We start from the raw sequence: 18189 nt of genomic DNA, 5'->3' as shown, positions 1-18189 counted from the left end.
TCATTTATCTGGCGAGTCTAATGGAAAGTGGTTCCCTGCTCTTCTCTTTCTTCCTTATCTTCAGTGGTGCTGCAATACTCGCTACTGCTGCGCTGTTTACCCGTCAACCTCTCCTGGTCGCCTACATCGTACTGGGTGCCTTTCTGGGCCCCTATGGCATGGAAATGGTTACGGATACCGGGCTTTTAAATGATATTGCCCACGTCGGAATTATATTCCTGCTGTTTTTGCTCGGACTGGATATGCAGCCCGCTCACCTTGGTCATCTGCTCAAGAAAACAGCTACGGTAGGATTAATCAGTTCGATCATATTTGCACTAACCGGTTATGGACTGGGACTGGCATTTGGTTTCAGCCAAAAAGAAGCCGTCATAACCGGTGCGACAATGATGTTCTCCAGTACCATTATTGGTATCAAATTATTGCCAACCACGGTACTGCATCACAAACATACCGGCGAAATTCTTGTCAGTCTGCTGCTTTTGCAGGATCTGCTGGCGATTCTGGTTCTCCTGCTGCTGTACAACTTTGATGGTGGATTTGCCAACAGTAAAATGGATGTTCTGATGGCTCTCGCCGCACTTCCTATGATCATAGCTGCGGCTTTTTTGGCTGTTCGTTATGCTCTGCTGCCATTGATGGCACGCTTCGACCGGTTTCATGAATACATGTTCCTCTTAGCCATTGGCTGGTGTCTTGGCTTCGCTGAACTGGCCCATGCCTTGAATCTTTCCTATGAAATTGGTGCCTTTATTGCCGGGGTCAGCATTGCTACCAGCCCGATTTCTCAGTACATAGCCATTAATCTCAAGCCTTTGCGGGATTTTTTCCTGGTTCTGTTCTTCTTCTCAATCGGTGCCAGCTTTAACCTCAATTTGTTCGGAGAAGTGTGGCTGCCTGCGGTTATCATGACCGTTATTTGTCTGCTTCTGAAACCTGCCACATTTGGTATCTTACTGAGTGCCAATGAGAACAAATCAACGGCATGGGAAGTCGGTTTCAGATTGGGCCAGACCAGTGAGTTTTCTATTCTGATTGCAGTACTGGCAGCGGGACAGATGTTGATGGGAGAGATCGCAGCTCACGTCGTCCAGGCAACTGCCATATTAACATTGATCATCTCTTCCTACGTGGTGGTGTTTAACTATGAATCACCCATAGCGGTATCGGAAAAGCTGAGAAGAGACTAAACCGCACAATACGGGGTTCTCCCATCCAGATAACACTACAACTCGTTCCCATGCTCTGAGGTCGTCATTCCCGCGAAGGCGGGAATCCAGCGCCAACGGTGGATCTATGCCTTCTCGGGGATGACAAGGCCAAGGGGGCATCGGGCAGTATGGTTCTGGTGGTGAGTCTGTGTGGATTCCCGCCTTCGCGGGAATGACGAGAATGAAGTCGGGAATGACGGGAGTCAACTCGTTCCCTCGCTGGAGAGGGTTTTGCGACACTCTCAGAGCGTGGGAACTATCCAGATATCACTTGGAGCAGTTAAGAAAAGTATCGACCCTGAGACAATCTTTCCCAGATTTTTCCGAAGGCATTGTCCAGAGTCGTTTCAGCAGCCAAGCCCAGTTTACTGGCCATTCCTTTCTTCACTTCATAACTGACCTGAATAATGTCTGAGGAGTCTACCCTGCTATAGATATACTCATCACTGGTCATGACCAGATCAATCAGGTTTTTCTCAATCGCCTGACGGCCATACCAGATTTCACCGGTAGCGACCTCTTCTACGTTGACCTGCTCACGTTCCTCCTTGATAAACTCTTTGAACAGCTCATGAGTGTCCTGGATATCCTGCTTGAACTTATCACGCCCCTTTTCAGTGTTTTCGCCAAGAACCGTCAGAGTGCGTTTAAATTCACCGGCAGTGTGCAGTTCAATATCAACATCATGCTTTTTAAGCAATTTATTGATATTGGGCAGCTGAGCCATCACACCTATGGAACCAATCACGGCAAAAGGCGCAGCAACAATCTGATTAGCCGTACAGGCCATCATATAACCGCCACTGGCAGCCACTTTATCGACTGCAATAGTGAAATTAATACCACGATCCCTAATACGTTGTAGCTGGGAAGCTGCAAGACCATAGGCATGTACCATACCTCCCGCACTTTCCAGCTTCAGAAGTACTTCATCCTTGTCTGTGATAACAGACAGTACTGCAGTGATCTCTTCACGAAGAGACTTGACTGCAGAAGCTTTCATATCGCCGTGAAAATCAAGGACATACAGACGTGGTTTTACTTGCTTTTCTTTATCCTTTTTCTTTTCCTTGTCGGCTTTCTTTTTTTCCTTTGCCAGCTGCTTCAGCCTTTCCTTGTCGAGCGTCGCATGCTGAAGATCATCCTTCAGATGCTGATAGTGTTCATTCAGTTTCTTGATTTCAAGATGCCCTTTACTGATCTTTTTGGATTTTTGTCCCATTGCAGCTGCCGCAACAATGATGATCAGCAGTGCCACAACAAATGTGACCACTTTGGCAAGGAATAAGCCGTATTCCGCCAGATACTCCAAGAGAGCCTCCAATAATTCATTTCAATATGAGTGCTTAAGGATACCTGAAAAAGAGAATGTGAAAAGTCCGTCGTTTTGCGGATGATAATGTACCGTTTCCCCATGGAGGCAGTCGGTTTGATGACCCTCTGTTCCGTATTTTTTCTGTGCTAAGAAATTGCACGGAGCTAAACATTTCGAAAGCAATAAAAAATATGATTGTATAATATCAAATATCTATCAACATCCTGGATATTGTGAATTTAGGGGGTATATCCGGCAGATCATCTCTACGGAACCATTCAGCACTCACCAGCTCTTCCTCTTCAAGCCTGATCTCACCTGATTTATATTCAGCGTGATAGCCCAGCATCAAGGCATGGGGAAAGGGCCAGCTCTGACTGAGTTGGTACTTTATTTCACCGACCTCCAGACCCACTTCCTCCCTGATCTCTCTTATAACTGCTTCCTCAGCACTCTCACCCGGCTCGACAAAGCCCGCGATGACTGTATGCATTGTTGTATCACGCAAATGTCGCTGATGTTGAACAAGCAGTACTTCATCCCCTTTATGAACAAGAACTATGATGCACGGAGATATCCTTGGATAGTAAGTCATCTCACAGGCTGAACAAACCATTGACCAATCCCCTTCGCTTGACCTGCATGGACTACCACAGCGGCCACAGAATTGGTGGTCTTTTCTGGATCTCAGGATTTGAGCGGCATGACTGTATAACGCCACCATCGATTCAGGTTGCATCGCCATATATTGTCGGGCATTAACAGCACTCCCCTCTTCAGGAATTCGGTCTGTTTTTATGACCGACACCGAATATTCGTCCAGATTTCCAGTTCTGATTGATTCGTGGTCATCCATCCAGGGGTGTTTCTCCCAGAGGAACTCCCCCTCGGAATTCATCAGGATGTCATGACCAGACAGAATTAGATAACGATCAGCATTACCCCCTTCCGGGGTCCAGCCGTTTGCAGGTTGGTATTGGTGCATGTATGTCACTGCTTTCGATGATGAGTTAATGGTCAGTCGGTCATTGCAAACTGGTAGCAATTACCAATTCTGCTGGCCTATCTTTTCCAGTTTTTCCTGATGCAACTGTAATTCAGCATCGGTCGGTTTGATGATTTTCAAGGCGGGTCTGTCCAAAGGTAGACGTCTGATAACCGTTACATCATCAGTCCCCTCTCCGGTTCCTCCCAGAAGCAGAGAAGTCTGACCACCCGTCATGGCAAGGTAGACTTCAGCCAATATCTCAGAGTCAAGGAGCGCACCATGGAAGGTACGAGCCGAGTTATCGATAAAATAACGTTTGCAAAGTGCATCCAGGTTATTTTTCTGACCAGGGTGCTTCTTTCTGGCTATAGCCAGAGAGTCGGTAATTTTACTGTAGTCCTCAACCTGCCCAAAGGCGGGATCCAGCCACTTTAGCTCATGGTTGAGAAAGTTAATATCAAAGGGGGCATTATGCGCAATCAGCTCGGCATCTTTGATAAAATCCAGAAAATCTTTGGCCACTGCAGCAAAGAGTGGTTTGTCCTGAACAAATTCGTTGGTAATACCATGCACCTGGATAACCTCATCATCCATATGCCGCTCAGGATTGATGTAGACATGATAAGTATTACCCGTCAGCTTACGGTCAATCATCTCCACACAACCGATTTCGACAATCCTGTGGCCCTGCGAAGGGTCTATCCCGGTGGTTTCCGTATCCATTATGATCTGGCGGTTCATTGCTTCTTACCTTCAATAATCTCTTGAGCACCACGACAGGCGAGTTCATCCGCCATTTCATTTTCCCGGTGTCCGGCATGCCCTTTTACCCAGCACCACTCAATCTTATGATGAGTATTCTGGGCATCAAGCCGTTCCCATAAATCTTGGTTTTTTACAGGTTTACCCGCCGCTGTTTTCCAGCCTTTGCGTTTCCAGCCGGACAACCACTCTGTAATACCCTTGCGTACATATTGGGAATCGGTTGTGACACGCACCTCGCAGGCCCGGGTTAATGTTTCCAATCCGACAATGGCGGCCATCAATTCCATGCGGTTATTGGTGGTTTCCTTCTCGCCACCATACAATCCTTTTTCAGCAGTACCGTAACGCAGAATGACACCCCAACCACCGGGGCCGGGGTTTCCTTTACAGGCACCATCTGTAAAAAGCTCAACGAGCTTGCTCAACGATTATCTCCCAATCGACTGGACCCTGTAATCGGTTTTCCGACCAGGGATTGCCCCACAGAGGACCAGACAGGCTTGATGGGTGTCATGCCTGCCACTTCCCGGGTGGCAACTATGATGTAAAAACTGCCAAAAGGCAGCATCCAACTACGACAGCGTTGTTCAATCAATTCCGACTTCAAGCCCATGGCTGAGTGGGTAGAAGGGAACAGGTAGGCACCATGAATCACTTTCTCAACACTGAACCCCAGCAAGGTTAACCAGTCCTTCATCCGACTTGGACTAATGAACTGGACACCACTGAACAACCTTCGATAACCCGGAAGTATCATACGCTTGATGTTGCAGAGACTCAGAGGGTTAAAACCGACTACCATCATCTTCCCTCCGGGGATGATGGTATGCCCCGCTTCGCTGAGAAGTCGGTGCGGGCGATCAGACACTTCTACCATATGATGCAGCAGGACCAGGTCAAGGCTGCCCGGAGCTATCGGCCAGTGATAAGGATCAAGCAACAACGAAGACGTCGGCTCAGAGTTTAAGGGGTGAAACTGAAAGTTTCGACTTACCTGGGACTCTGACAACAGAGCCGCAGTCGGAGATACCGATAATTCAACAGCATGATAACCAAAGATATACTTTAACTCATGTTCTATGTGACAGCGTTCTGTCTCAAGGACAAACTCTCCTGCACCGGATTGCATCCAACCCTGCAGGGCCTGCAATTTTTGAGGCATTTCAGGTCTGGTCGTTTTTTTAAACCATTGCATCAGGCTTTTTCCGTGTATGCTGCAGTGAAATCAGCAAAAACCTCGAGCCAGATTGTTGTCCTGCTCAAATACACATCTTATCGGGCACGGCAGGATTCAACCAGCATCGGTGTCATCCCCTATGACAATCGTAAAGAAAATAGTACAGACTTTACACGCAAAATTTGTAAAAATGGTTTTTTGTCCATTACAGGCATTAGAATGTTATTGACCATTATCCGACAGAATGTCCTATGATCCGCATTCAAGCTATCCCGGCTTTTCAAGATAACTACATCTGGCTGCTCTCTGAAGATTGCAGTCAACAAAGTCTGGTCGTTGATCCGGGTGACGCTAGCGTGGTCGAGAAAGCACTGGATAGACTTGATCTGGAATTGTCGGGCATTTTGATTACCCATCATCACTGGGATCATACAAACGGCATAGAAACGTTAACAAAAAACCGTAGCATTCCAGTCTATGGCCCTGATAATTCGGCAATTTCTGGCATTACCCACACCCTGGATGGCACAGAGACACTGGCAGTGCTCGGTACTGAATTCAGTATTTTGAAAACACCGGGACACACGCTCGATCATATTGCCTATTTCGCTAATCCTGATCAGGATGATCCCATTCTATTCTGTGGCGACACCCTCTTTTCAGCCGGCTGTGGCCGACTGTTTGAAGGGACTGCTGAACAAATGCAGAGCTCATTCAATAAACTCCGCGCTCTACCCGAAAACACCCGGGTATATTGTGCACACGAATACACTCTGGCAAATCTTGCCTTTGCCCAGACCGTTGAACCCGACAACCACTCTATTAAGGAGTATCGCAACAAAGTCATCCGGCTTCGCGAGCAGAACAGGCCAAGCCTGCCCTCTAGCCTCAAGCTGGAATTTACCATTAATCCATTCATGCGTACTGACCAGAATAGTGTCATTACTGCTGTTAAGGAGCACGCCCCAAATGCCCCTCTGTCAAACGATTCAGAGGTATTTGGAGCATTGCGTCATTGGAAGGATCACTTTTGATGACGATAACCCCTGTGTTCCTTCAAGATAAATATAGTTTTTATGTCTGAACCTTTGATTACAGAGCAAACGTCTGGTCGCTATACCGGACCTGAAGTTAAACCCCTGATTCGAGTCTTGAGTGCCGCCACACTCATAATGACTCTAACAAGCTGTCAGAGTCATTCTCCAGAGCAGGCAGGTACTCCACCAGTCAAAGTTGAGCAAAAAGTTGCCAAAGGGAAAACGGCCAAAAAAACACTTAAGGATCAACTGGCCAAAAAACCATTGACCGACCTGTGGGATAGAACTCGTCGGGGTCTCGCTATGGACCTGGATAATAATCATCCCCGGGTATTGGCAGAATTACGCTGGTACAAGAAAAACCAGGGCTACTTTGACCGCGTTTCTGATCGCGCCAGTCCCTATTTCTATTTCATCCTGATAGAAGCTGAGAAACGTGGCGTCCCCCTGGAGCTGGCATTAATGCCCATAGTAGAGAGTGCCTTCGATCCATTTGCTTATTCCCATGCAGGGGCATCCGGCTTATGGCAATTCATGCCAGCTACCGGAGAACATTACGGACTGGAGCAGAACTGGTGGTATGACGGTCGTCGTGATGTGGTTGAGGCCACCCGTGCAGCTCTGGACTATATGGTCAGTCTGCACGAAATGTTTGACGACTGGGAATTAGCACTGGCTGCTTTCAACTCTGGGCCAGGGCGAGTCATGAATGCGGTCAACAAGAACGAAAGGCGGGGTAAATCCACCCGCTTCTGGCATCTTGACCTGCCAAGAGAAACCACCGCCTATGTTCCAAAGCTGATCGCCCTGGGCAAGATCGTTCGTGATCCGGCCAAATACGGTATCAAGCTAAAGTCAATTCCTAACAAACCTCATTTTGCCAAGGTTGAAACCGGTGGCCAGCTGGATATGGCCAAAGCGGCCAATTTGGCTGGCGTTACTCTGAATGAGTTATATCGCCTGAATCCCGGGATTAATCGCTGGTCCACCCCTCCTTCTGGTCCACACCACCTTCTGGTGCCTGTTGCCAAAGCCGAATCCTTCCGGACTGAACTGGCTCAATTGCCGGCGGAAAAACGTATGCAATGGCAGCGCTACTCAGTGAAGTCTGGTGATAGCCTGATCAGGATTGCCAATACTTTTAATACCAAGCCCGGGCTCATCAAGGAAGCGAACAAAATGGAAACAGACTTGATCCGGGTTGGTCAAAGTCTTTTAATTCCCGTCGCTGTCAAAGAGAAGGAAGAGTATGCCCTGACAGCGCCGCAGCGCCGTATTGCCAAGCAAAACACTCAGCGTGCCGGACGACACAAACTGAATCACTCTGTTAAATCCGGAGACAGCTTCTGGAGCATAGCCAAAAAGTACAATACCGGTGTCCAGGAACTGGCTCGCTGGAACAGTATGTCACCCAGAGACAATCTCAGGATCGGACAGACACTGGTGGTGTGGACCAAAACCAATGCGCCCCAGGACGGTGTTGTTCGCAGGGTCAATTACAAGGTTCGCAATGGTGACTCCCTGTCCAGAATCGCTGACAAGTTCAATGTCGCCGTAGCCCAGATCAGAACCTGGAATACCTTTGACAGCAAATACCTGCAGCCTGGTCAACAATTGACTCTCTATGTTGATGTGACCCGCGCTTACGAATGATAAATTCATAATGCTCAGACCCGGTTTTGAACGGGTCTGATATTTTTCTCTATAAACCACTCCCCTATCCTGTCGATGCTATATTCATTCGGATTAACAATACCAGGAAGCATCATTGAAACGACTGACGCTCTCTCTTCTGCTCTATTGGCAGGGTATGCACGCAATAGCTGCGGGTGAGCAATGGCAACATTATCTGTCCATCATGGACAAGCCTCTGTATAAGAAAGATTTCAAACACTTCCGGTACGTCAATCCCGCAGCGCCCAAAGGTGGTCATCTGCGATTAGCAGCCCTTGGAACCTTTAATACTCTGAATCCATACAGTGCCAGAGGAATAGCCCCCTCGCAGGCGAATAATACTTTCAGGTTTGGCTTTCTGGAGCTGAACGAACCCCTGATGGTGGGCACTGGTCCTTACGCCCCCTCCATGGAACATAAAAATACAGCCTATGGTTTAATCGCCGAAGCGGTAGCTTATGATACGGAAAAACATAAGCTCTCATTCAAGCTGAGAACAAATGCCCGTTTTCATGACCAGCATCCCATTACCACGGAAGATGTAGAGTTTTCCTATCAAATACTGCTGGAACACGGGCACCCAAACTTCAAACTGACACTAGAGCAAGTTGAACGCATCCAAATCGAAGATCACTACATTATCCACTTCTATCTGAAACCCTCATCTTCTAAAGCGCTCCCAATTAAACTCAGCGAGCTGCCTGTCTTACCAAAGCATTACTGGCAGAATCGTGATTTTGAAAAAACCACACTGGTCCCACCCTTACTCAGTGGTCCTTATAAGATTTCCAGGGTCAATCCGGGGTCAACGATCGTCTTTGAACGAGTGCCAGACTACTGGGGGGAAGATCTTCCCGTTAATAAGGGGCTTTATAATTTTGATAAAGTTACTCTGAATTTCTACCGTGACCGTCATGTCAGCTTTCAGGCTTTTAAGAACGGGGAGACCGATGTCCACTATGAAGGCGAGGCGAAAAACTGGGAAACAGCTTATGTCTTTCCAGCCATGCAACAAGGTAAAGCGACCAGACTGAACATTCCTGACAAGATGCATTATGGCAGAAGGTTCTTTGTCTTTAATCTCAGATCCCCACTGTTTCAGGATCGAAGAGTCAGGCAGGCTATCAGCCTGTTATTCGACTGGGAATGGTCTTCAACAAACCTCTTCCATAACGCCTATGTCCGCACCACCGGTTTCTTTGGCGCTCATGAGAATAATACATCTGCGGTCCCGTCAGAGAAAGAGCTGGAACTGTTTGAAGCTTTTCAGTCGATAGTGCCACCGGGGCTCTATTCCCACCCTTTTGAACTCCCAAAAACAAACGGCGATGGGAATATCACAAGCCAGCGAAGACAGGCCCTGAAACTCCTGAAAGAGGCTGGCTGGCATTATCATCAGGGGCGATTATTAAGCGCCCGGAATGAACCCTTTCACTTTACATTTCTTCACTACTCAAAACTGGCTGATCGTTACATACTTCCTTTTGCGGTCAACCTCGCCAGCGTGGGAATCAAAATGGATTTTCGAGCCATAGACCTGAGCCAATATCAGCGAAGACTGCGTCAAAGGGATTTTGATATGGTTCAAACAACCCTGACGGTGCCTTTTCTTCCCGGCGAAGACCTTAAAGGGTTATTTCACTCGGAGTCTGCGGACACTGAAGGCAGCCGCAATCTGGCCGGGATTCATAACCCGGCCGTCGATGGCTTAATTGATCATGCGCTGTCAGCCAACAACGCAGAGGCTCTTTATACTGCTATGCAGGCTCTGAATCGTCTCTTGCTCTGGGAATATTACTTCATTCCCAATTGGCAGGGGCGTTTTATAAGAATCGCTCATTGGCAGCATGTGCAACCTCCTGACACTTTTCCACCCTTTGGTATTCGTCTCACTTCATGGTGGATGAAACCAGCCTCTAAAGCCCTTCAACAACAAGGAAAAAAATGACGATCAAACGATGGGCAAGAACTCTTATGGCGCTGAACATTTCCTGGTTTTATCCTTCTGTACTGGCCAGTGTTCAGGAATCCTATCGCACAGGTCATGCCATCAGCCTGATCGGCACTCCCAAATATCCTGCCGACTTTCAACACTTTTCCTATGTCAATCCTGATGCTCCCCGTCAGGGTAAGGTCAGACTGGCGGTTCTAGGCACTTACGATACCTTTGATCTCTTTAGTTCCAAAGGTGTACCTGCTGCCGTTGGTGCCTACATTTACGACAGCCTGATGTTTGCCAGCCGGGATGAGCCCGGCAGTCTTTATCCAATGATTGCCGAACGTATCGAATACCCGGATGATAATCGCTGGGTACGTTTCGTTATTAACCCGAAAGCCCGTTTTGCCGACGGTAGCCCGATTACTGCCGAAACTGTGAGGGATACATTTTTTCAATATAAAAATGGCGACTTCCCCAACTTCAAGCTCCTGTTGAAGGATGTTAATCAAATAGAAGTTGAACCCGGAAACCGGGTAAAACTGACCCTGAATGTCCCCGAAGACAAAAAGCTGCCTTTTCGACTGGCCCAGCTACCCATAATTCACAGTAATTACTGGACAAAGTCTGAAGATGTTGACACTAAGATCCACATTCCTGTCAGCTCAGGGGCTTACAGCATCAAACACTATGAGCTTGGCCAGACCGTTTTTCTTGAGCGAAATGAGGATTACTGGGCTCAGAAGCTGCCTGTGAATATTGGCCGGAATAACTTTAAGCAGATCAGGCTGGAGTATTTCAGGAACTCCACGCTCTCTCTCGAGGCTTTTCTCAGTGGACACTACGATATCCGGATAGAGAATCTGGCCAAAAACTGGACTTATGCCTATAAGGGTAAGGACCTGGAGAGCGGGAAAATCATCAAGAAAAATTACCCTCGCAAGAGCTTTCAGGTTCAGTCCTTTATCTTTAACAGTCGAAAATACCCTTTTAACGATCAACGGGTCAGAGAAGCCATCAGTCAGGGTTACGATGTAGCCTGGACCAACGCCAATCTTCTTTATGGCATTTATTCAGCGCCCGAAAGCCTGTTTGCCAACTCGGATTTTGCCCACTCAGGCATACCCGATAGAGCTGAAGCCCAACTGCTTGAACCTTATCGGGACATACTTCCTGAGAAGCTGTTTAAACAACCCTGGACTGGTGTACAAACAGATGGCACTGGCAATATCCGAAAACAACTCAGTTATGCTAATAGACTTCTGAAACAGGCTGGCTGGGAACTCAAAAACGGCAAAAGGGTCAACAAGGAAACCGGTGAGCCACTCAGGTTCGAATTGATGCTGGCGGTGCCAGAACAGGAACGTGTTGCTATACCGTTCAAAAGTAATCTGGAAATGCTCGGCATTGAAATGCAGATCACCTCGCTGGATGTCTCTCAGTACATTCGAAGAGTGCGCAATCAGGATTATGATATGCTGCTCAGAACCTTCCACCAGCCCGATGTGCCTGGCAACGAACAAAGAGAATACTGGAGCAGCAGTACTGCCAATCAACAAGGCACGCAGAACCTCGCAGGTGTCAATCACCCTGCGGTTGACGCCGTGATTGAGTCTATTATCAAGGCTGAATCCATCAACCAGTTGCAGACCGCCACCAGAGCTATGGATCGCATCCTGCTCTGGGAACATTACACCATTCCCCAGCTCTACCATCGTTACTGGCGGGTAGCATACAGAAGCCACTACAACTATCCTGACAACGGAGGTCTTTACGGCTCTGTGGACCTCAGCATCTGGTGGGAGAAAGAACCAAAATGAAACGCCTTGTTGCGGGAATATTTTTGATAGTAACGTCCTCTTTGGTATGGGGAGCAGAAAACATTCCTCTGAAGCATGCCATAAGTCTCTATGGTGAACCAAAGTACCATAAGGGTTTTGAACACTTTGACTATGCCAACCCGGACGCACCAAAAGGCGGTGAATTCAGACAGGCCGTGACCGGCCAGTTTGACAGTCTTACACCTTTTGTAGATCGCGGTTCGGCTGCGGCTGGCAGCGACTTGCTCTACGACAGCCTGCTGCAAAGATCCTGGGACGAGCCTTTAAGTAAATACGGTTTGATTGCCCAGTTCATAGAATTGGACCCTGATAACCGCTGGGTTGCCTATCATATTAATCCCAAAGCTCGCTTTAATGATGGCCATAAGGTGTCAGCCAGTGATGTGAAATTCTCGTTTGATCTTCTGAGGGAGAAAGGCTCAACGTTCTACCGCCACTTCTATGATGATATCGAGAAAGCTGAAGTCACAGCGCCTATGAGGGTACTATTTACCTTTAAAAACAACAAAAACCGGGAGCTGCCTCTAATCCTGGGGCAAATGCCTATACTTCCAGAACACTACTGGAAAGACAGACATTTTCCGCCCTCCGGATTTGAAGTCCCCGTCACCAGCGGTCCTTACCAAGTCGATAAAATCAATCCCGGACGATCCATCAGTTATAAAAGAGACGAAGATTACTGGGCACAAGACCTGGCTGTAAACCGGGGTCGGTATAATTTTGACCGCATGCTGTTCGAATATTACGGAAACGAATCTGTGCTGTTAGAAGCGATGTTCAGCAATCAATATGACTTCAGACTGATTACAGACCCAACCATCTGGAATACCCAGCTGAGCGAGAACCGAATTAAAAAATATCGTCTGGTACAAGAAGTCATAAAGAACCATAACCCCCAAACCCTGACGTTAGCCTACAATACCCGGCGACCTTTTCTAAAAGATGCCAGAGTCAGGGAAAGTCTGGGATATGCTTTTGATTTCAGGCAGATCAACGACCACCTTTTCTTTGGAATGTATCGACCTGCTGAAAGCTTTTTTGCAGGCTCTGAACTAGCAGCCAGTGGAATTCCCTCACCTGAAGAACTGAAATGGCTGAACCCCTTTCAGCAACAACTGCCTGAAGCCCTCTTCCATGAACCCTTCAAAGTACCTGATAGCCGACTGGCATCGGGCGACCGATTGAGTATGGCAAGCGCACTCAGGTTATTAAAACAGGCAGGCTGGGAAATAAAAGATAATCAACAAGTTAATGCCATGGGGGAACCACTGGTCCTGAACGCACTGGTAGCCACTGAAGAACATGAAAAAGTTCTGCTTTCCATCAAGGACGGTCTGAGTCGTCTTGGTATTACCTTAAATGTTCATCGTATAGACCCACTCCAGATGGTAGCCAGACTCCGTGAACTGGATTTTGAACTGGTACTGCATGTCTATCGACATACTGCATCACCAGGCACCGAACAGGTATCCTTCTGGGGATCGGAAACCGTTGATCAACCAGGAACCAGAAACCTGTCGGGTGTTCATTCACCGGTGGTCGATCACATAGCTCAATTGATTCCATCAGCCACCAGCCGTAAAGAACTGCTTTCAATGGTTCATGCCCTGGACAGAGTTCTGCTGTGGGGACACTACTCACTGCCTCTCTGGTACTCACCTTCCTGGAACGTTCTGTACCGGGATACTCTGAAGCATCCTGAGACGACGCCGCTTTATGCTCTTGACCTGAGTACATGGTGGTATCAAACGAATAAACCACCATCAGCCAGAGCTAATGCTGGTTCAATACTGAAGAAAGTAGATTAACCGCTTGGGAGACAGGGTACATTGCGATACTAACAATCAGGAACTCTCTGGTTACATGTTTGTAGGTGTTGATTCTGAAGCAACACAGGTATTTTAATTGCTTCAGATCAACTTTTACCGTCATCTAAAAGTATTAATGACCTTTTTATGATGAATTAGACCTTGCCTGTCAGGTTTGATAGGTGTTTACAATATTGTCAGAAATCGGAACAACTCCGCAAGAAGCAATACCTGTAGTCAGGGAGCCGACTATAGTTTTGAGGCAAAAGTTATAACAATGCGATCCAGGCTAACCATGAATCATACAGTGATGATAAAAAGATCGTTGAAGACAACGATTTTCCAGTCCCTCCCCATTGCGACCCTCTTGCTTTCCCTGTCTGTGATGCCTGTAACGGTAAAAGCAGAGGACGCAGTTAATAAACTCCCTTCCCTCTCGCTCTACGGCGACAGCAAATACTCAAAAGATTTCAAACATTTTGACTACGTGAATCCCGATGCACCCAAGGGTGGTACAATGCGGATGGCCAGCATGGGGACTTTTGACAGCCTGAATCCCTACATAGACAAGGGGACTCCCGCTGCTGGATTAGGCTTGATTTACGATACTCTGATGACCAGCAGTGCGGATGAACCTTTCTCCATGTACGCCCTGGTGGCTGAGTATGCGGAGCCTGCTGCTGATAACAGTGGTATCACTTTCCATATCAATTCAAAAGCCCGGTTTCACGACGGACAACCGATAACGGCTGACGATGTTGTTTACAGTTTTGAATTACTCAGAGATAAAGGTTCTCCTTTTTACCGGGCATATTACGGCGATATTGCCAAGGCTGAAGCCCTGTCCAAACGCAGTGTGCGCTTCGTTTTCAAACACAACCGTAATCCTGAACTTCCCCTGATCATTTCCCAACTCCCGGTTCTTCCAAAACACTTCTGGGAAAAAGAGTCGAATAACTTCGAAGAGGGCAACCTGACTCACCCTCTGGGCAGCGGACCATACAAAATTCGCTCTGCCGAGCCGGGTCGCAGTATTGTTTACGAGCGAGTTGCTGATTACTGGGGTAAGGATTTGCCGGTCAACAAAGGTCGCTATAACGTTGATGAACGTCGTTATGACTATTACCGGGATGCCAACGTATCACTGCAAGCATTGAAAGCCGGGGAATACGATCTCCGCTTTGAAAATATTGCCAGAAACTGGGCCACCGCCTATGACACTCCGGCAGTTAAAAAAGGTGACCTGATTCAGGAATCCATCCCAACCAAAGCCCCTCAGGGTATGCAGGGGTTTGTCTTTAACCTGCGCAGAGATATTTTCAAGGACGTCAGAGTTCGAAAAGCGTTGAATTACGCCATGGACTTCCAATGGCTTAACAAGAATCTGTTCTATAACAGTTACACCCGGACACAGAGTTATTTTGCCAACTCTGATATGGAAGCAACCGGCATTCCTGAAGGTAAAGAATTGGCCTACCTTGAGCCCTGGCGAGATCAACTCCCCGCCGAGTTATTTACCCAACCCTTCAAACTGCCCGTCACCGATGGCAGTGGCAGAATCCGCAATCAGCTGAGCGAAGCTCTGTCCCTGATGGAACAGGCGGGCTGGAAACTGGAAAATGGCTCGCTCCGGAAAAACGGCAAGCCCTTTGAATTCGAAATTCTTCTGTATGATTCAAGCATGGAGAAAGTGGCCCTGCCAATGAAGAAAAACCTTGAAGCCATGGGCATCGATGCCAACCTGCGAATCGTGGATATTTCACAATACATAAACCGCCTCAGAAGCTTCGACTTCGATATGCTGGTCAGTCGCATTCCCCAATCCAGTTCGCCCGGAAACGAGCAACGGGACTTCTGGGGCAGCGAATCAGCGGATCTGCCAGGCAGTCGAAACCTGATAGGGATTAAAAACCCGGTGGTTGATGGCCTGATCAGGGAATTAATCAATGCCGACTCCAGAGAGGATCTGGTCGCCGCCGTTAAGGCTCTGGATCGGGTGCTGCTCTGGAATCAATACATGATCCCCCAATGGTATCTGGCCAGTAACCGGGTTGCCTACTGGAAGCCCCTTAAACACCCTCTCAGCCGTCCTGATCAGGAACCTCTTTATCAGTTGGACCTGGACTCCTGGTGGATAGAACCGACAACCATCAGGGCTTCTTCAGACGCGACCGCCGATGGCGAAGAAAAAAATGAAGAAAATAAAGGCATACCACTTTGGCCTGTCGGCATTCTACTGGTCATCCTGTTTCTGGGATGGGTCATCCGTCGTTCAAAACGTCGCAACTGAATTATGAAAAGCTATATTCTACGCCGTCTGGCGTTAATGATTCCGACACTGTTTGGCATCCTGCTTCTGAACTTTGTCATCATTCAGGCTGCACCGGGTGGCCCTGTTGAGCAAATGATTGCCAAACTGGAAGGTTTTGAAATCAATGCCACCAGTCGCATCGGAGGCTCCAGCAGTGCCGAGATTCAACAATTGAGTGTGGACGAATCCGGTGAGTATCGGGGACGGCGGGGACTGGACCCGGAACTCATCAAAGACATCGAAAAGCTTTACGGTTTTGACAAACCCGCCTACGAGCGCTTTTTACAAATGGTTGTCAACTACGCTCAATTTGAGTTTGGCGACTCCTTTTTCAGGGATGCGAAAGTCATTGACCTCATCAAGGAAAAGTTACCTGTCTCAATCTCTCTGGGTTTATGGAGCACACTGCTGATCTATCTGATCTCCATTCCCATGGGCATTCGAAAAGCAATAAAGCACGGTAGCCACTTCGATGTCTGGACCAGCGCTGTTATTACCACAGGCTATGCCATTCCCAGCTTTCTGCTGGCCATCCTGCTTATTGTTCTGTTTGCCGGTGGCAGTTACTGGAACTTCTTCCCACTGCGTGGGTTAACTTCGGAAAACTTTGATCAGCTCAGTCTGATCGGCAAACTGGCAGACTACGCCTGGCATATGGTTCTCCCGGTTTTTTGCATTGTTATTGGTGGTTTTGCAACATTAACGATGCTGACCAAAAACTCTTTTCTCGATGAAATTCATCGCCAGTATGTGCAGACAGCCCGCGCCAAGGGTCTGGATGATAACCAGGTGCTGTACGGACATGTTTTCAGAAACGCCATGCTGCTGGTGATATCCGGATTTCCTGCGGCCCTGATTGGCATACTGTTCACCAGCTCATTGCTGATTGAAATTATTTTTTCACTGGATGGACTGGGCCTGCTCGGCTACGAAGCCGCCATTAATCGCGATTACCCTGTGGTCTTCGGATCTCTCTTTATCTTCACTCTCATAGGCATGGTGGTAAAACTGCTGGGAGATCTGACCTACATGCTGGTCGACCCAAGAATTGACTTCGAGGCGAGGGACTAATATGGCATCGTCTCAAAGCATAAAGCCTTCCCGTATAAGCCCGCTCAACCGGCGACGCTGGCAAAGTTTCAAAAGTAATCGGCGGGGCTATTACTCACTCTGGATTTTCGGTTTCCTGTTTTTCACTACGTTATTTGCCGAATTTATCGCCAACGACAAGCCCCTTCTGGTTTATTTCAAGGGTGAAATCTATACCCCCATTTTACATATCTACCCTGAGACAACCTTTGGTGGCGAGTTTGAACTGGAAATGGATTACCGCCAGGACTACGCAAAAGAGTTGATTGAACCCCATGGATGGATGTTGTGGCCACCGATTCATTACAGCTACGATACTATCAACTATGCCCGAGTTGCTCCGGCACCTCCCACGTTTGACAATATTCTGGGCACCGATGACCAGGGCAGAGATGTATTGGCAAGGGTTATTTATGGTTTCAGAATATCCGTACTTTTTGGTCTGATTCTGACGCTGTTCAGCTCTGTCATAGGGGTTGCCGTCGGCGCCATACAGGGATTTTACGGCGGACGAACTGATCTTATAGGACAACGATTTATTGAAGTCTGGTCAGGTATGCCCAGTCTGTATCTGCTGATCATTCTTTCCAGTTTTGTCGAGCCCGGTTTCTGGTGGCTGCTGGGGATTATGCTGCTGTTTTCATGGATGGCACTGGTGGATGTCGTCCGTGCTGAATTTCTGCGTGGTCGAAACCTTGAATATGTCCGTGCAGCCAGAGCCCTGGGGATGACCGATAGCCGATTGATGTTTCGTCACATTCTGCCCAACGCCATGATTGCAACAGTCACCTTTATGCCCTTTATTCTGACCGGAGCCATCACCACCCTGACTTCTCTGGACTTCCTGGGTTTTGGTCTGCCAGCCGGATCACCTTCACTGGGTGAGCTGATCGCCCAGGGTAAGAACAATCTTCAAGCGCCATGGCTGGGCATTACAGCCTTCATGGTAATGTCAGTGATGCTGACCCTGCTGGTGTTTATCGGGGAAGCCACCCGCGACGCTCTGGATCCACGCAAATACGTTACAGGTCACTAAG

The 18189-nt window shown here is 48.0% G+C and carries 15 protein-coding genes; 9 read left to right on the top strand and 6 right to left on the bottom strand.

The annotated features are described in order from the left end of the window. The first annotated feature begins 20 nt into the window (after nt 1-20). On the top strand, nt 21-1190 hold the full coding sequence (locus ACO6V5_RS07010) for a cation:proton antiporter (protein WP_422133737.1): 1170 nt from the start codon (nt 21-23) through the stop codon (nt 1188-1190). On the opposite strand, the gene ACO6V5_RS07005 is transcribed toward ACO6V5_RS07010, so the two are convergent. The 6 genes from ACO6V5_RS07005 to ACO6V5_RS06980 form a co-directional block, all read right to left on the bottom strand. After that, nucleotides 1152-1418, bottom strand: coding sequence for a hypothetical protein (locus ACO6V5_RS07005; protein WP_422441801.1), 267 nt, complete (start codon nt 1416-1418; stop codon nt 1152-1154). The genes ACO6V5_RS07010 and ACO6V5_RS07005 overlap by 39 nt on opposite strands. Before the next feature lie 73 nt (nt 1419-1491). Further along, nucleotides 1492-2523, bottom strand: coding sequence for a protease SohB (gene sohB, locus ACO6V5_RS07000; protein ID WP_422137945.1), 1032 nt, complete (start codon nt 2521-2523; stop codon nt 1492-1494). 208 nt (nt 2524-2731) lie between these two features. Beyond that, nucleotides 2732-3511 carry an NAD(+) diphosphatase gene (gene nudC, locus ACO6V5_RS06995; RefSeq protein WP_422133740.1) on the bottom strand — a complete coding sequence of 260 codons (780 nt, stop codon included), beginning with the start codon at nt 3509-3511 and terminating at the stop codon, nt 2732-2734. A gap of 60 nt (nt 3512-3571) precedes the next feature. After that, the gene (dnaQ, locus tag ACO6V5_RS06990) at nt 3572-4255 is read right to left on the bottom strand and encodes a DNA polymerase III subunit epsilon (protein WP_422133741.1); all 684 of its coding nucleotides are present in this window, start codon (nt 4253-4255) and stop codon (nt 3572-3574) included. Beyond that, nucleotides 4252-4704 (bottom strand): ribonuclease HI, encoded by a 453-nt coding sequence (gene rnhA, locus ACO6V5_RS06985; protein WP_422133742.1) that lies wholly within the window; start codon nt 4702-4704, stop codon nt 4252-4254. Before rnhA ends, dnaQ begins: the two co-directional genes overlap by 4 nt. Continuing rightward, entirely contained in the window at nt 4701-5474 is a 774-nt protein-coding gene (locus ACO6V5_RS06980) for a hypothetical protein (RefSeq protein WP_422133743.1), read from the bottom strand. The genes rnhA and ACO6V5_RS06980 overlap by 4 nt, the downstream gene beginning before the upstream one ends. A gap of 233 nt (nt 5475-5707) precedes the next feature. On the opposite strand from ACO6V5_RS06980, the gene gloB reads away from it, so the two are divergent. The 8 genes from gloB (at nt 5708) to ACO6V5_RS06940 (ending at nt 18188) form a co-directional block, all read left to right on the top strand. Continuing rightward, nucleotides 5708-6490, top strand: coding sequence for a hydroxyacylglutathione hydrolase (gloB, locus tag ACO6V5_RS06975; protein ID WP_422408898.1), 783 nt, complete (start codon nt 5708-5710; stop codon nt 6488-6490). 42 nt (nt 6491-6532) lie between these two features. Further along, nucleotides 6533-8146, top strand: a complete 1614-nt coding sequence (locus ACO6V5_RS06970) for a LysM peptidoglycan-binding domain-containing protein (RefSeq protein WP_422133745.1) — start codon at nt 6533-6535, stop codon at nt 8144-8146. A 115-nt stretch (nt 8147-8261) separates the two neighbouring features. Continuing rightward, on the top strand, nt 8262-10115 hold the full coding sequence (locus ACO6V5_RS06965) for an extracellular solute-binding protein (protein ID WP_422408896.1): 1854 nt from the start codon (nt 8262-8264) through the stop codon (nt 10113-10115). Nucleotides 10116-10141: 26 nt separating this feature from the next. Next, complete coding sequence (locus tag ACO6V5_RS06960) at nt 10142-11923, top strand: extracellular solute-binding protein (protein ID WP_422441802.1); 1782 nt, start codon at nt 10142-10144, stop codon at nt 11921-11923. Beyond that, nucleotides 11920-13752 (top strand): extracellular solute-binding protein, encoded by a 1833-nt coding sequence (locus tag ACO6V5_RS06955; protein WP_422408892.1) that lies wholly within the window; start codon nt 11920-11922, stop codon nt 13750-13752. The genes ACO6V5_RS06960 and ACO6V5_RS06955 overlap by 4 nt, the downstream gene beginning before the upstream one ends. Before the next feature lie 277 nt (nt 13753-14029). Then, complete coding sequence (locus ACO6V5_RS06950; RefSeq protein WP_422408890.1) at nt 14030-16042, top strand: extracellular solute-binding protein; 2013 nt, start codon at nt 14030-14032, stop codon at nt 16040-16042. 3 nt (nt 16043-16045) lie between these two features. After that, nucleotides 16046-17134: a microcin C ABC transporter permease YejB gene (locus ACO6V5_RS06945; RefSeq protein ID WP_422133749.1), complete on the top strand. Its 1089-nt coding sequence runs from the start codon at nt 16046-16048 to the stop codon at nt 17132-17134. Between the two features lies 1 nt (nt 17135). Next, entirely contained in the window at nt 17136-18188 is a 1053-nt protein-coding gene (locus ACO6V5_RS06940; protein WP_422408888.1) for an ABC transporter permease, read from the top strand. The last annotated feature ends 1 nt before the right edge of the window (nt 18189 follow it).

Source organism: Endozoicomonas sp. ALD068 (assembly GCF_049310145.1).
Classification (GTDB): Bacteria; Pseudomonadota; Gammaproteobacteria; order Pseudomonadales; family Endozoicomonadaceae; genus Endozoicomonas_A.
The sequence above is the reverse complement of the archived record's forward strand: the minus strand, read 5'-3'. Positions and strand labels throughout refer to the sequence as shown.

Bases quoted from the DNA above. Each gene is read 5' to 3' on its own strand.
- ACO6V5_RS07010 (WP_422133737.1), top strand. From the start codon at position 21: ATGGAAAGTGGTTCCCTGCTCTTCTCTTTCTTCCTTATCTTCAGTGGT.
- nudC (WP_422133740.1), bottom strand. From the start codon at position 3,511: ATGCACCAATACCAACCTGCAAACGGCTGGACCCCGGAAGGGGGTAAT.
- dnaQ (WP_422133741.1), bottom strand. From the start codon at position 4,255: ATGAACCGCCAGATCATAATGGATACGGAAACCACCGGGATAGACCCT.
- ACO6V5_RS06980 (WP_422133743.1), bottom strand. From the start codon at position 5,474: ATGCAATGGTTTAAAAAAACGACCAGACCTGAAATGCCTCAAAAATTG.
- gloB (WP_422408898.1), top strand. From the start codon at position 5,708: ATGATCCGCATTCAAGCTATCCCGGCTTTTCAAGATAACTACATCTGG.
- ACO6V5_RS06970 (WP_422133745.1), top strand. From the start codon at position 6,533: ATGTCTGAACCTTTGATTACAGAGCAAACGTCTGGTCGCTATACCGGA.
- ACO6V5_RS06960 (WP_422441802.1), top strand. From the start codon at position 10,142: ATGGCGCTGAACATTTCCTGGTTTTATCCTTCTGTACTGGCCAGTGTT.
- ACO6V5_RS06955 (WP_422408892.1), top strand. From the start codon at position 11,920: ATGAAACGCCTTGTTGCGGGAATATTTTTGATAGTAACGTCCTCTTTG.
- ACO6V5_RS06950 (WP_422408890.1), top strand. From the start codon at position 14,030: ATGCGATCCAGGCTAACCATGAATCATACAGTGATGATAAAAAGATCG.
- ACO6V5_RS06945 (WP_422133749.1), top strand. From the start codon at position 16,046: ATGAAAAGCTATATTCTACGCCGTCTGGCGTTAATGATTCCGACACTG.
- ACO6V5_RS06940 (WP_422408888.1), top strand. From the start codon at position 17,136: ATGGCATCGTCTCAAAGCATAAAGCCTTCCCGTATAAGCCCGCTCAAC.